Source organism: Desulfococcus sp. (genome assembly GCF_041737845.1).
GTDB lineage: Bacteria > Desulfobacterota > Desulfobacteria > Desulfobacterales > Desulfococcaceae > Desulfococcus.
The window spans coordinates 21,406-35,512 of record NZ_JBGSQX010000136.1; the positions used below are offsets into that span (position 1 = coordinate 21,406).

Below are 14,107 nucleotides of genomic sequence, written 5' to 3' on the forward strand. Positions count from 1 at the left end.
GCAACCATGAAGCGATTCGCGGTCATCGGGTTGGGCAACTTTGGGTTTCATGCGGCCAGGGCCCTGTATGAGGACGGGAACGAGGTTATATCGATCGACACCGATAAGGGGCGGGTTCAGGCCATTGATCCCCACTGCACCGAAGCGATCGTTCTCAACGCCACGGACAAGGAGGCCCTGCGAACGCTTGGGCTGGAGAATATGGATGCCGTCATTGTCTCCACGGGGACGAAGATCAGCACCAGTATCCTGATTTGTCTGTATCTCCAGGAAATAGGGGTCAAGAAAATCCTTGCAAAGGCTCTGGACGAAGACCATGAAAAGATCCTGAAGCGTGTGGGTGCCAGTGAAATCATCCACCCGGAGCGGGACATGGCCCTGCGGGTATCAAGAGGGCTGTCCCGGCCGAACGTCCTGGATTACATTCCCATTTCGGAAGAATTCGACCTTATTCAGGTGGGGCCGCCCAGAGAATTCATTGGAAAGAGTCTCAAGGACCTGAATTTACGGGCCAGGTACAATGTGCACATCATCGCCATCAGGGAACTGGTCCCGGAGAATTTCCGCCTGGTCCCGCCCGCGAGCTTTGTGGTCAAGGACAGCGACATCCTGATCATGCTGGGGAAATCCGAGGATATCAAGCGGATCAAGGCGTTGAAATAAGGTGGGTTCGCCAAACAAAAAGCCCAACTAAAGAAGCCGGGGTCTGCCGTAAAAATAGCAGAAAGAGAGAGAGGGATTCGAACCCTCGGTACAGCTTGACACCGTACACTCGCTTAGCAGGCGAGAGATATAACATTCAAATTTGTTGAAAATCAATGAAATTAATAAGTTGTTCTTTAAAAACCCGCATAAAAAGAGTTTTATATAGCTCAATTTCACGTAAAAGTGGTTCACAAGTGGTTCAACAACCCACTGCCCTGAAGACCCCTCGCGGTTCAACATGCTCTCCGCTGATTTAACCATTTGATGTTCGAAGACAGCCCAGTTTACCTCTGGACGGCATGAAGACCATCCATCCATCCAACGGACATCTGGTTCGGCATCGTGCAGCTTCAAGCTCGACTGCATCCAGTCTATCCATCCCCCAACGTAATCGATATTGTGCCCGCTGGAAACCTCGGGGTACCCCTCTCCAGCGCCAGGTTAGCTGCGAACAACGCCCTGAAGCACTTATAGTTCGCTCCGCTGGCCGCGGATAGAGCACCGGCACGTCGTCGCTCTTTTGGATCTCCAGTCGGTAGCGCAGCCAAACCGCCGGGCCGGTCGCCTGGTCGGGAGCATAATCGTCCAGAGACCACAAGGCAGGGCAGCTCGCCCGCAGCGATTGGATGCACCGGGTCCACAATCTCTCTTCATCCGGCCAGAGAATGACCCGGGGGGCGGCCAGTTCATGCCGGTTATAGGCGGTCGCATCACGAAGTGACTGGAGGATGGATGTAAGTACGGTCATGATCGTTTATCCTTCGGTGATCTCCCGACGCTTGGTTTCGAGAAAATGTTCCAGTTCCTCTTTCTTGGGCAGCTCCAGCTGGTACTTTGAAACGAAGAGCCGGTTGTCCATGTTGGCCGTGGCGTATTCGACCAGAACGTGGTCTTTCTGCGTGCAGAGCAGGAGTCCCACGGGCGGATTGTCTCCATCGGTCATCATGTGTTTGCGATACCAGGAGACGTAGGTGTTGAGCTGGCCGAGGTGTTCGTGGGTGAATTTGTCCACCTTGAGCTCGATCAGGACATGGCACTTGAGGATGCGGTGATAGAAAACGAGATCCACAAACCCCCGGGTGTTTCCGATGACGATGCTTTTCTGCCGCGCTTCGAGACAAAAGCCGTGACCCAGCTCCATCAGGAAATCATGCAGGTTCTCAAGAAGCGCGTCTTCGAGATTGGATTCGCTGACGACCTCACTGGATTTGAGACCCAGGAATTCGAAGATGTAGGGATCCCGGATGGCGAGCTTCGGCTCGGCCTTTTCGGCAGCGGCGTGGGCCAAGTCGGCGAGTTTGTCCTTGTTTTTGGAAAGGCCCGAACGTTCGTAATACAGGGTGGCGATCTGCCTTTTGAGAGCCCTCACGGACCAGTTACCTCGGATGCATTCGATCTCGTAGAAGGTGCGCTTGAGGGGATCCTCGATGGCGAGGAGTTCAACCAGGTGCGTGAAGGAAAGCCGCTGCACCAACGTCCACGAATCCGTTTCAAATTCGGAAATCACCGATTTCCGAGTCTCCGGTTGTCCAACGGATGGTTCTAAAATCCCTGGGACGAGCGCGATACCGGATTCGGAAATCACTGATTTCCGAATTGACGGATAGGTATCGAAAAGCTGGCGGCATAACCCAAGATAGCGTCCGGTATAGCATCGGTCCAAGCATCCTTGCAGCGAGTCTGAAAGATTTTCAAGAAGGCGGGACCCGTATTTCGCCCGGTCTGCGCCATTCTGCTCGTAGTCTCGGATGTAGCCGCCAATAAGCCAGTTGCGGAGCGTGAGCGTGGTGTTGACCGTGCGGGTGACTGCGGCGGCGCACTCGTCATGCACCCGGCGCACGGCATCCACCAGGGCGGTGAAGTCCTGGGTGCCGGGTTTGGCGGAAGGTTTGCGGGGTGTGGCGCTCATGGGCGGGCCTCTTTTTTCCGGGCCAATATTCTGTGGACGTTATACCGGCGACTCCTCTTGCGGCTGCCCAGGGCGGCTTTCCGATGGCAATTTATGGCCGGAAGTTGTGTCCACAACAAAAAAGCCGCCCGAAGAGATGATCTTCAGGCGGCTATTGCAAAGGGAATCATGTAATTGTCCAGAATGGCGTCCCCAAGGGGATTCGAACCCCTGTTGCCGGCGTGAAAGGCCGTCCACGCCACCCAATAGGTCCTGAAATTATTGTAGATTGTATGCATGAGGATCGCCCCAGAGCATGCAGGGACACCCCGTTTTGTGTCCACTCAGACCCAAGGTATGTTCATGTTTGTAGCTAAAATCTTATATCTTGACGCTCTGTCTTTTTTAGGTAGGGTCCACCTTGGGGTCTGTTGGATGCGCGTGAAGGCCTTAAGGTCCATATGAGATAAGGACGCATCCCCCTAAAAGTAGATCCACCATAACCATAGCACAGGTGGCCGATCATTACCAGGGCCGACCTCGCCGCTTCCGCCATCATCTCGCTCGCCTCCGGCGCCTCCATGTACCATCACGGCGGGCCATGGGTGGAACGAGGCCGTGCCGATGCAGCCAGGAACTGCCCTGAATCCGGATATCACCTCTCACAAGTCCAATCGGTAAGATCCCCAGGTGAACAACCGGGCGCCCCGCTGCCTCTCGAACTTTTTTCGGCCCGGGCACGCCTGCCGAAGGGACACCGACTATCAATTGGGCCGAACACATCGATATCGCTCCTGCCTTGATTTCAACCAAATTTTCCGATTGTATAACCTATCCAGTTTGTTATATGTTCCACACCCAAGGAGGACGTAGATGAACAAACTGGAGCTGATCGACATGTTGAGACAGAAAGACAAGCTCTCCAAGGCCGAAGCCGCCAAGGTAGTCGAGGTCTTCTTCGAAGGGATGGCCAACGCCCTGGCGGATGGGAAACGGGTGGAAATCCGGGGGCTGTGCTCATTCTATGTCAAGGAATACAAGAGCTATGTCGGGAGGAACCCCAAGACCGGCGAAAAGGTCAAGATAAGGCCCAAGAAGCTGCCGTTCTTCAAATGCGGGAAGGAGCTGAAGGATCGGGTGGATAAAACCTGATTTACAACGCCTTCAAGGGTATATACCGGGCAATCGGCATTCCTGCCGCAACGGGCTACATTAAAAACGGAAGCACACGGAGCATTATGGAACAAAGCCAACTGAATTGGATCACCGGTTACATCTGGGGCATCGCCGATGACGTCCTGCGGGACCTCTACGTCCGCGGCAAATACCGCGATGTCATCCTGCCGATGACCGTCCTGCGCCGTCTCGACGCTGTTCTCGAACGGAGCAAAAAGGACGTGCTCGACATGAAGGACACCCTTGACAAAGCGGGCGTGGTTGAACAGGACCCGGCCCTGCGCCAGGCAGCCGGTCAATCCTTCTACAATACATCGAAGTTCACCATGCGGGACCTCAAGGCCCGGGCCAACCGCCAGCAGCTCAAGGCCGACTTCGAGGCCTACCTGGATGGATTCTCCCCCAACGTGCAGGACATCCTCGACAATTTTGAGTTCCGCAACCAGATTCCGCGGCTTTCCAAGGCCGACGCCCTGGGTACGCTGATTGAAAAGCTCACCTCACCCGAGATCAACCTGAGCCCCGCCCCGGTCCTGAACGGCGACGATACGGTCAAGCACCCCGGGCTCGACAACCATGGCATGGGCTCGATTTTCGAGGAATTGGTGCGCAAATTCAATGAGGAAAACAACGAGGAGGCCGGGGAGCACTGGACGCCGCGCGACGCGGTACGGCTCATGGCCAAGCTCATCTTTCTGCCCATCGCCCATGAGATCGAGTCCGGCACCTACCTGCTCTATGACGGTGCCTGCGGTACCGGCGGCATGTTGACCGTGGCCGAAGAAACCCTGCAGCAGCTCGCTAAAGAGCATGGCAAAGCGGTGGCCACCCACCTGTATGGGCAGGAGATTAACGCGGAAACCTACGCCATCTGCAAGGCCGACCTCCTCCTCAAGGGCGAAGGCGAGGCGGCGGACAACATCGTCGGCGGCCCCGAGCACTCGACCCTCTCCAACGATGCCTTCCCGTCCCGTGAGTTCGATTTCATGCTCTCCAATCCCCCCTATGGCAAGAGCTGGAAGACCGATCTGGAGCGTATGGGCGGCAAGAAGGAGATGCGCGATCCGCGTTTTGTGATCGAGCACGCCGGCGACCCGGAATATTCCCTGATCACCCGCTCCAGCGATGGCCAGATGCTCTTCCTGGCCAACATGCTCTCGAAGATGAAGCGGAACACCCGTTTAGGCAGCCGCATCGCAGAGGTTCACAACGGCAGTTCGCTTTTTACCGGTGATGCCGGCCAGGGCGAAAGCAACATCCGCCGTTGGATCATCGAGAACGACTGGCTCGAAGCCATCGTCGCCCTGCCCCTCAACATGTTCTACAATACCGGCATTGCCACTTATATCTGGGTGCTCACCAACCGAAAGCCCGATCATCGCAGGGGTAAGGTGCAGCTCATCGATGCCACCCGCTGGTATCAAGCCCTGCGCAAGAACCTGGGCAAAAAGAACTGTGAGCTGGGCGGGGCCGACATCCAGCGGGTCTGTGACGCCTTCCTCGCTTTCGAGGAGACCGAGGAAAGCAAGATCTTCGACAACACCACCTTCGGCTACTGGAAGGTGACCGTCGAGCGGCCGCTTCGTATCGAGGGCACCGACCCGAACCGTGTCTACAAGCCGGCGGAAATCAAAAAGCTCAAGGAGACGGGTGTCCGCAGCGAGGACGCCCCGCCGGTCATCCGGAAGATCCACAGGAAGGGGACAGCGCCCGCCCCCTTGTGCGGCCTCTTCAGGGCCACCGTAAACGGCAAGCCCGCCGTGGTCGAGTATGAGCCGGACACCGACCTGCGCGACACCGAGCAGATCCCCCTCAACGAGAACGGCGGCATCGAGGCCTTCCTTCAGCGCGAGGTCCTGCCCCACGCCCCGGATGCCTGGTATGTGCCCGACACCGTCAAGACCGGCTACGAGATCAGCTTCACCCGATACTTCTACAAGCCGCAGCCCATGCGCACCATCGAGGAGATCCGCGCCGACATCCTGGCCCTGGTGAAGGAGACCGGGGGGCTGCTGGGCGAGATTATGGGGGCGGCGATGACATGAGCAATTCAAGGCTGCCTTTTACACAATTCCCGTCTTGGCCCATATTCAAGTTTGCCTTGAATAAACGCCATTTTCCCGTCCATGTTCAAGCCTGTGTTGTTCAATTGTTCGCAGACCTGTGGAAGACGGAGGGCCGAGACAAATGAGTGATGCGATGCCCCAAAGCCCCGCTATCCCAGGTCGGGCAGGCAGATACGTTCAACAGCCGACCGGATATCGGGCATTCAGTCCAAAACCGCTACCGCCTGATCCGCCCGTAGCCATCAGCCCGGAAATGCAGATGCTGTTGTCAAAGGCCGATCGGGCTCTTGGAAGGCTGGACGGCTCGATTCAGACATTGCCTCATCCGGATTTGTTCGTTTTCATGTACGTCCGCAAGGAAGCGGTTCTTTCGAGCCAGATCGAGGGTACACAGAGTTCACTTCAGGATGTGCTGGCTGCCGAGGCGCGGATTTTTGCCCCAGATCGCCCGCAGGATGTGGACGAAGTCGTCAATTATGTTCGAGCGATAAACTATGGGCTGCAACGCCTTTCCGAATTGCCAGTGTCGGTACGGCTGATTCGTGAGATCCACGCCGAGTTGCTAAAGGGGGTTCGTGGCTCACATCTGACGCCAGGTGAGGTGCGCAGAAGCCAAAACTGGATCGGGCCTGCCGGATGCTCTTTGAATGAAGCAACCTTCGTCCCGCCGCCGCCCCAGGAAGTTGTTCAACACTTGAGCGACCTGGAGCGGTTTCTACATTCCGATCCAAAACTGCCGATGCTCATCCGCATCGGTCTGGCCCATGCGCAGTTCGAGACGATTCATCCGTTTCTGGACGGCAACGGACGCGTTGGGCGGTTGTTGATCACCTTCCTGCTGTGCGAGCAGGAGGTGCTGCTCAAGCCGGTCCTGTATCTTTCGCATTACTTCAAACGGTATCGGCAGGAATACTATGACCAGTTACAGTCCGTGCGCGATCGAGGTACATGGGAAGAATGGCTGGCGTTTTTCCTACGCGGTGTGGCCGAGGTCAGCAAACAGGCCACCGAAACGGCGCGACTCATTCTGAGCCTTCGCGAGTCTCACCGGATGGCCATCACCGAACAATTCGGTCGTGCAGCAGGCAACGGACATCGAGTCCTTGAAAACCTCTACGAACATCCGATTGTCTCGGTTGATGACGTGAGAAAAATCATCGGGACCACGTATCAAGCAGCCAACGAATTGGTATCAAAGTTTGTGAGTAACCGGATCCTGGAAGAAATCACCGGCCATACCCGCAACCGCAGATTCATGTATCAGAGCTACATCGACCTCTTCCATGATGAAACCGGGGAGACGAATTCATGATCACCAGCCTCAAGCCGTATCCTGCGATGAAGGACTCCGGTGTCGAGTGGTTGGGGGAGGTACCGGAGCATTGGGACGTTCGCCGGCTCCGAAACGCCGCTGAAATGCGGGTAAGCAATGTGGATAAACACGTCACGGAAGATGAAATCCCAATCAGGCTCTGCAACTACGTTGACGTATACAAGCATGATCACATCGATCAGCGTATCGGTTTCATGCAAGCGACAGCCACTCCTGCCGAGATTGAACGATTCAGGCTGGAAGCAGGCGATGTCCTTATTACAAAGGATTCTGAAACATGGAACGACATTGGCGTTCCTGCGCTTGTCACGGAGCCTGCTGACGACTTGATTTTAGGATACCATTTGGCGTTGCTTCGATCTTTCGCCAACGAATTATCTGGCGGTTATCTGCTTCGTGCTTTACAAAGCAAGGGGTTGGCCTACCAGTTCCATGTGGAGGCGAAAGGGGTGACGCGATACGGGCTTTCGCACGCCAGCATCAAGTCTGTGTGGCTTCCTCTCCCTCCTCTCCCCGAACAAGCCGCCATCGTGCGGTATCTGAATCATGTAGACCGGCGGGTGCGGCGGTTGGTAAGGGCCAAGCGGAAGCTGATCGCGCTGCTCACCGAGCAGAAGCAGGCCATCATCCACCGCGCCGTCACCCGCGGCCTCAACCCCGACGTGCCTATGAAGGACTCCGGTGTCGAGTGGTTGGGGGAGGTACCGGAGCATTGGGAGGTGCGAAGGATCCACCAAGTCACAGATCCAGTAAGACCCGTGATGTACGGGATCGTGTTGCCTGGGCCACATGTCGATGATGGCGTTTGGATAGTAAAGGGCGGGAGCTGTGAGCCCGGACGTCTTCAGCCAGACCGACTTTCTAAGACGACCAGAGAAATCGAATCACGCTATGTACGATCGAGGCTCGTTGGCAATGACATCGTGTTTGCGATTCGGGGTGGAGTTGGGGCTGCTGAAGTCGTCCCTGATTGGCTTGTTGGAGCTAATCTGACGCAGGATGCGGCGCGGATAGCAGCAGGAACCGGAGTTAATCCAAGATGGCTCTTGCACGCAGTGAGAGCACCGATGTTCCAAAGTCAGATCCAATCTATGATTATCGGTGCGACCGTCCGAGGTATCAACATTCGGGACCTAAAGCGAGCGCAGTTAGTTAGACCTCCCCTTCCAGAACAAGCCGCTATTGTCGAGTACCTCGACCAGACCACCGCCGACATCGATACCGCCATCGCCCGTACCAACCGCGAGATCGACCTCCTCAACGAATACCGTACCCGCCTGGTCGCCGATGTGGTCACCGGCAAGGTCGACGTACGCGAGGCTGCCGCCGCCCTGCCGGAGGTCGACCCCCTGGCAACAGAGGTCCAGACTGACGACACCCTCGACACCGACGCCGAAGCGGACATCGACGAGATGGACCTCATCCCCGGGGAGGACGAGCCATGATAACCGACACCTCCGAGCGCGGCCTCGAACGGAAGGTCTGCACGGCGCTGACCGGCCATCCCTGTGACCCGGCCAGGGAAGGCGCCATGGGGGAGGCACCGGCCGGTTATGGCGGCGTAGGATGGATCTGCGGCAACCCGCACGACTATGACCGCGAGTATTGCGTCGATCTTGTTCAGCTCGCCGCCTTCCTCCGGACCACCCAGCCCGTGGCGGCCGAGTCCCTGGCGCTGGATGATGACGGACCCACGCGGCGCAAGTTCCTGGCCCGACTGCAAGGGGAGATCAGCAAGCGCGGCACCATCGACGTGCTGCGGCACGGCATCAAGCACGGTGCTCATGACCTGGACCTCTTTTATGGGTCCCCATCCCCGGGCAACGAAAAGGCCAGGACGCTCTTCCACCAGAACCGCTTCACCGTCACCCGCCAGCTAAAATACAGCCGCGACGAGACCCAGCTTGCCCTCGACATGGCCCTTTTCATCAACGGCCTCCCGGTCTTCACCTTCGAGCTAAAGAACAGCCTCACCAAGCAGACCGTGGACGACGCGGTCTGGCAATACAAGAAAGACCGGAACCCACGGGAGAAGATCTTCGAATTCGGCCGCTGCGTGGCCCACTTCGCCGTGGACGAAAACGAGGTGCGCTTCTGCACCCATCTCAAAGGCAAGGCCTCGTGGTTCCTGCCCTTCAACCGTGGGTGGAACGACGGCGCCGGCAACCCGCCCAACCCGCACGGACTCAAGACCGACTACCTGTGGCGCGAAGTCCTCACCCGCGAGAGCCTGACCAATATCCTGGAGAACTACGCCCAGGTGGTGGCATCGAAGGACGAGCATACGGGCAGGAAGAAGCGGACCCAGATCTGGCCCCGCTATCACCAGATGGACGTTGTCAGAAAGCTGCTGGCCGACGCCGGCAAGCACGGCCCAGGCATGCGCTACCTGATTCAACACTCGGCGGGCAGCGGTAAGTCCAACTCCATCGCCTGGCTGGCCCACCAGTTGATCGGGCTCGAAAAAGACGGCACCCCGGTCTTCGACTCAATCATCGTGGTAACCGACCGCATCCTCCTCGACCGCCAGATCCGCGACACCATCAAGCAATATGCCCAGGTCAGTGCCACGGTGGGACACGCGGAACGCTCGGACGACCTGCGAAGGTTCATCGAGGAGGGAAAGAAGATCATCATCTCGACGGTGCAGAAATTTCCTTGGATCATTGACGAGATCGGGGGTGAGCACCGCGGACGAACCTTCGCCATCATCATCGACGAGGCCCATTCCGGCCAAGGCAGGCGGACCACCGCGGCCATGGGCCAGGCCCTGTCAGAGGCGGGTGAAGCAGACGAGGAGGAGACCGTCGAGGACCAGATCAACCGCCTGATGGAATCCCGCAAACTCTTGCCCAACGCAGGGTATTTCGCCTTCACCGCCACCCCCAAAAACAAGACCCTGGAGATCTTCGGCGCGCCCGATCCACAGGCTGACGGAACCATCAAGCACCACGCCTTCCACACCTACACCATGAAGCAGGCGATCCAGGAGGGCTTCATCCTGGACGTGCTTGCCCACTATACGCCGGTGGAGAGCTACTATAAGCTCGCCCAGACGGTGGAGGACGATCCCGAGTTCGACGTGAAGAAGGCACAGAAGAAGCTGCGTCGCTTCGTGGAGGGACACGATCATGCCATCCGGCTCAAGGCCGAAATCATGGTGGACCACTTCCACGAGCAGGTGTTCGCCCGGGGCAAGATCGGCGGTCAGGCCAGGGCGATGGTCGTGACCAACGGCATCGAGCGGGCAATCCAGTATTTTCATGCCATCCGCGATTACCTGAAGGAGCGCAAGAGCCAGGTCGATGCGCTGGTGGCCTTCTCGGGCGACCACGAGTACGGCGGGGTAAAGGTCAACGAGGCATCGCTGAACGGCTTTCCCCCCTCCCGGATCGCCGACAGGTTCCGGCAGGAGCCATACCGCTTCCTGGTCTGCGCCAACAAATTCCAGACCGGCTACGACGAGCCCCTCCTCCACACGATGTACGTGGACAAGACACTCTCGGGCATCCAGGCGGTGCAGACGCTCTCCCGCCTCAACCGGGCGCACCCCAGGAAGCATGACGCCTTCGTGCTCGACTTCCTGAACGACGCGGATACGATCCGCGTCGCCTTCGCTCCGTTCTACCGGGCCACGATCCTGGCCGACGAAACCGATCCCGACAAGCTCCACGACCTGCAGGCCGACCTGGACGGCGCCCAGGTCTACTCGGCCGACCAGATCGATGACTTCGTGGCACTGTACCTCGGCGGGGCCGAACGCGACCGGCTCGACCCCATCCTCGACGCCTGCGTGGCCGTCTACCTCGGCGACCTCGACGAGGACGGCCAGGTGGACTTCAAGGGCAAGGCAAAGGGCTTCGTGCGAACCTACGCCTTCCTCTCCTCGGTGCTGCCCTACACCAACGCCGCGTGGGAGAAACGCTCGATCTTTCTGAACTTTCTGGTCCCGAAGTTGCCGGCGCCGCAGGAGGAGGACCTCTCCAAGGGGATTCTTGACGCCATCGACATGGACAGCTACCGGGTTGAGAAGCGGGCCATGCAAAAGATCCTCCTGCCCGACGAGGACGCCGAGATCGAGCCGGTTCCGACCACAGCGGGAGGGCACCGGCCGGAACCCGAGCTGGACCGGCTTTCCAACATCATCAAGGTGTTCAACGAACACTTCGGCGACATCCAGTGGCAGGATGCCGACCGGGTGCGCCGGCTCATCACCGAGACCATCCCCGCCCGCGTGGCCGCGGACACCGCCTACAAAAACGCCCAGCAGCACTCGGACAAGCAGAACGCCCGCATCGAGCACGACAAGGCGCTCCTGCGGGTCATGACCGCGGTAATGAAGGACGACACGGAGCTGTTCAAGCAATTTATGGACAACGAGGGCTTCAAACGCTGGATGACGGATACGGTCTTCGGGCTGACGTATGGCGAAAGCGCTTCCTTTCGGGGATAGGGAATTCTTCACGGATAGCCTTTGCGATGCCGCATTCGGTATGGCATGGTGTTCATTGTGGCGGCAAAATTGGCTGGTGAGAAGGTGATCCCCACGGTCTGCGGCATGTTCGGCCCCGGCGGGCCGGGCGGCGGCTGTGGGATCTATGCGTTTGTGAAACTATGGGATTTCCCAATTCGGACCTGCCGGCTTCATGGAAAAGTGCGACCTCTGCGAGGGTCAGCCCGGACGGGAATTCGGCCCGCCCTGCGTGGCGACCTGCCCAGGCGATGCCTTATCTCTGCGGGCGGTGGAAATCAGGGAGAAAGCGGCGCACCAGAAATCGATGCCGGCATTGATGGAATCGGCGGGCGGATGCGTGTGTCGAATCCATGTTCTGCAATCGGAAAAGAAAGGAGAGATCGTGGCAACAGTCAACTATGCTGAGATTTCGGATGCGGTTCGCGAGGCGTCGCGGATGAAGTCATTCCCGCTGGCAGTCAAGTTTTTGAAGAGCGCTGATGCGTTCCCGGAGAAAACGCGCTCTCCGGCAAGGGATCTGGGTAAACGCATCACCATTTGCCAGGCGGTTTCCATGGTGCGCCTCTACGGATGGACGGTGGGGCTGACAAAGGAGGATCTGATCTGTGTGCCGGCCATGATTGCCTTCGGCTTCAGCGGTGCAGAGGATATCGGGGGCACCCTCGGAGAGCTGTTCTGCGCGGTTGGATTCCACCCGGAAGCCGCTCCTGCCGCAGATGAGGCGGAAAACATGTGCACTCTGGAAAACGACGCCTATCCGGCGATTCTGATGGCCCCCCTGTCCAAGGGGTTGTTTGAACCGGACACCGTGGCGTTTTACGGTAACCCGGCCCAGATCATGCGTCTGGCCCAGGCCGCCGTCCATGCATGCGGGAAGCGGATTACCGGAAGTTTCGGCGGCAAAGTCGAGTGCACCGAATACCTGATCGCCCCCCTTCAAACCGCGGCCCCCCGCATCGCCATCCCCGGGCTGGGAGACCGCATTTTTTCAATGACCCAGGATGATGAACTGGTCCTCAGCATCCCGGGCAGTCTACTGCTGCCGTTGTACGAGTCCTTGAACGTGGTGGGGAAAAAGGTGGGCGCCCGGTATCCGGTGCCGAGTTACCTCAACTACCAGCCAGAATTCCCGCCAATGTACGGGGAGATGGCGGATCGGTTGAAATTGTTTTAGCCCGGGTTCACCAGCTGTTTCCGCAGGCGGTGATGGGGCTTTCTTTCGATGAGCTGTCCGTTGAACGGAAGCTGGGCACCGGCTTGGCGGATCCGGTTATCGGCACGGAATTGGACAGCGCCAGGGTCTTGTGCAGTCCGAGACGGTCCGCGGCTGATTTTCTAAAGGCCGTCCGGGACGACTCGGGTCTGCTCACCGGCTGGAGTGGGGATCAATACGGCTTCATGCACCTTGGGTTTCAGGAATATCTGGCAGCCAGGGAGATCCAGCGGATTTTCCTATCGGGGTATGGAAAATCAGATGTCCTGAAGCAGCTGGCGGACAAGTTCGGGCAAGGGTGGTGGCAGGAGGTGACCCTCCTCCTGGTGGCCTTGGCCGACCATTGCCTGTTCGAGCCCTTCATGCGGGAGGTGGTTCAACATGCCGCCTTCGCGGAGCACGGCAGCCTCGGGTTCCAGGAACCGGTCCAGGAGGGCCATGGTGAGGGCGCTGTCGTTGATGGGCGGGTCTCAATGGAGCGGTTTCCACACGTGTGGAAAGAACATTTCGCTGAGTCACAAGGTCTGGCTGCTTTCGGACTCCTTGAAGATATAGCTCATCAACTCCCGGCTTTCCTTGATCAGATTACGGGCGTCACGCCGCCGGGCGATGGCCTCGGCCGCGTAGAATCCATGCTTCTGGGCGTTTTTGTTGCCCATGGGCGCCCCGCTGCCCTGAGCGCCACCGTGGAGCCGACAGCGCCGGCGGCCTTCTTCGGGCGGGTTCAAACAGGGTGATCCCGCCCTGGTTTTTGCGCCGCACACGATCGATGGACGCTCAGGCGGGGTCATGGGCGCCGCTGCGGGTTGTTCCTGTGAATTTATGCTCACCCCCGTTCCTCCATTAGCTCTGGTTGATCTGGCCGACCACCGCCTGGCCGCCTGAATGCACGTGGACATGTTCGACGGTCATACGCTGTTGGCCTTTCTGGCGGTACCTCCGGAGTCCTTCCATCTGTTTCGCGTACGTCCGGGAAAGCTTGGCAGCAAGATCCAAATACTGTTTGCGGCTGTCCTGGAAGGTGCTTTTATTTACGGCCTCTGCGAGAAGGCTCATGCTGTAGATTTTTTCGTTAAATTCCCAGAATTTTCCCGCGGAGATTTACCGAGGAAAAAAGGGCTCGGCGTGAGCCGAGCCCTTTTTGAGAGGCAGACAGCAGTCTACCGCACCGGGCTATCCCTTGGCGCCGGAGTCCCCTCGCAGGCGCCGCTGTTTCACCCGGATATGTCCATCAGATCAGAGCTGAGAATCA

General features: G+C 58.3%; 11 protein-coding genes. 8 read left to right on the forward strand and 3 right to left on the reverse strand.

Annotation, left to right across the window (positions count from 1 at the left end):
* Positions 1 to 6 precede the first annotated feature (6 nt).
* On the forward strand, positions 7 to 663 hold the full coding sequence (locus ACEW8N_RS15920; RefSeq protein WP_373500830.1) for a TrkA family potassium uptake protein: 657 nt from the start codon (positions 7 to 9) through the stop codon (positions 661 to 663).
* 796 nt (positions 664 to 1,459) lie between these two features.
* Here ACEW8N_RS15920 and ACEW8N_RS15925 read toward each other — a convergent pair.
* Positions 1,460 to 2,614: a YhcG family protein gene (locus tag ACEW8N_RS15925; protein ID WP_373500831.1), complete on the reverse strand. Its 1,155-nt coding sequence runs from the start codon at positions 2,612 to 2,614 to the stop codon at positions 1,460 to 1,462.
* Positions 2,615 to 2,757: 143 nt separating this feature from the next.
* Positions 2,758 to 2,892 carry a hypothetical protein gene (locus ACEW8N_RS15930; protein WP_373500832.1) on the reverse strand — a complete coding sequence of 45 codons (135 nt, stop codon included), beginning with the start codon at positions 2,890 to 2,892 and terminating at the stop codon, positions 2,758 to 2,760.
* A gap of 574 nt (positions 2,893 to 3,466) precedes the next feature.
* Here ACEW8N_RS15930 and ACEW8N_RS15935 point away from each other — a divergent pair.
* The 6 genes from ACEW8N_RS15935 to ACEW8N_RS15960 all read left to right on the forward strand — a co-directional run bounded on the left by ACEW8N_RS15935 (position 3,467) and on the right by ACEW8N_RS15960 (position 12,816).
* Complete coding sequence (locus ACEW8N_RS15935) at positions 3,467 to 3,745, forward strand: HU family DNA-binding protein (protein WP_373500833.1); 279 nt, start codon at positions 3,467 to 3,469, stop codon at positions 3,743 to 3,745.
* 86 nt (positions 3,746 to 3,831) lie between these two features.
* Positions 3,832 to 5,814: an N-6 DNA methylase gene (locus ACEW8N_RS15940; RefSeq protein ID WP_373500834.1), complete on the forward strand. Its 1,983-nt coding sequence runs from the start codon at positions 3,832 to 3,834 to the stop codon at positions 5,812 to 5,814.
* 142 nt (positions 5,815 to 5,956) lie between these two features.
* Positions 5,957 to 7,147 carry a Fic family protein gene (locus ACEW8N_RS15945; protein ID WP_373500835.1) on the forward strand — a complete coding sequence of 397 codons (1,191 nt, stop codon included), beginning with the start codon at positions 5,957 to 5,959 and terminating at the stop codon, positions 7,145 to 7,147.
* The gene (locus ACEW8N_RS15950; RefSeq protein ID WP_373500836.1) at positions 7,144 to 8,613 is read left to right on the forward strand and encodes a restriction endonuclease subunit S; all 1,470 of its coding nucleotides are present in this window, start codon (positions 7,144 to 7,146) and stop codon (positions 8,611 to 8,613) included. The genes ACEW8N_RS15945 and ACEW8N_RS15950 overlap by 4 nt, the downstream gene beginning before the upstream one ends.
* Positions 8,610 to 11,621 (forward strand): type I restriction endonuclease subunit R, encoded by a 3,012-nt coding sequence (locus ACEW8N_RS15955; RefSeq protein ID WP_373500837.1) that lies wholly within the window; start codon positions 8,610 to 8,612, stop codon positions 11,619 to 11,621. Before ACEW8N_RS15950 ends, ACEW8N_RS15955 begins: the two co-directional genes overlap by 4 nt.
* Positions 11,622 to 12,024: 403 nt before the next feature.
* Positions 12,025 to 12,816 carry a DUF169 domain-containing protein gene (locus tag ACEW8N_RS15960; protein WP_373500838.1) on the forward strand — a complete coding sequence of 264 codons (792 nt, stop codon included), beginning with the start codon at positions 12,025 to 12,027 and terminating at the stop codon, positions 12,814 to 12,816.
* Between the two features lie 554 nt (positions 12,817 to 13,370).
* Here the strand turns inward: ACEW8N_RS15960 and ACEW8N_RS15965 are convergent.
* On the reverse strand, positions 13,371 to 13,754 hold the full coding sequence (locus ACEW8N_RS15965) for an HGGxSTG domain-containing protein (protein ID WP_373500839.1): 384 nt from the start codon (positions 13,752 to 13,754) through the stop codon (positions 13,371 to 13,373).
* Between ACEW8N_RS15965 and ACEW8N_RS15970 the strand changes: the two genes are divergently transcribed.
* The coding region (locus tag ACEW8N_RS15970) for a hypothetical protein (RefSeq protein ID WP_373500841.1) at positions 13,741 to 14,107 on the forward strand (367 nt) is incomplete at its 3' end. The genes ACEW8N_RS15965 and ACEW8N_RS15970 overlap by 14 nt on opposite strands.

Bases quoted from the DNA above. Each gene is read 5' to 3' on its own strand.
- ACEW8N_RS15920 (WP_373500830.1), top strand. From the start codon at position 7: ATGAAGCGATTCGCGGTCATCGGGTTGGGCAACTTTGGGTTTCATGCG.
- ACEW8N_RS15925 (WP_373500831.1), bottom strand. From the start codon at position 2,614: ATGAGCGCCACACCCCGCAAACCTTCCGCCAAACCCGGCACCCAGGAC.
- ACEW8N_RS15930 (WP_373500832.1), bottom strand. From the start codon at position 2,892: ATGCATACAATCTACAATAATTTCAGGACCTATTGGGTGGCGTGGACG.
- ACEW8N_RS15935 (WP_373500833.1), top strand. From the start codon at position 3,467: ATGAACAAACTGGAGCTGATCGACATGTTGAGACAGAAAGACAAGCTC.
- ACEW8N_RS15940 (WP_373500834.1), top strand. From the start codon at position 3,832: ATGGAACAAAGCCAACTGAATTGGATCACCGGTTACATCTGGGGCATC.
- ACEW8N_RS15945 (WP_373500835.1), top strand. From the start codon at position 5,957: ATGAGTGATGCGATGCCCCAAAGCCCCGCTATCCCAGGTCGGGCAGGC.
- ACEW8N_RS15950 (WP_373500836.1), top strand. From the start codon at position 7,144: ATGATCACCAGCCTCAAGCCGTATCCTGCGATGAAGGACTCCGGTGTC.
- ACEW8N_RS15955 (WP_373500837.1), top strand. From the start codon at position 8,610: ATGATAACCGACACCTCCGAGCGCGGCCTCGAACGGAAGGTCTGCACG.
- ACEW8N_RS15965 (WP_373500839.1), bottom strand. From the start codon at position 13,754: ATGTCCACGTGCATTCAGGCGGCCAGGCGGTGGTCGGCCAGATCAACC.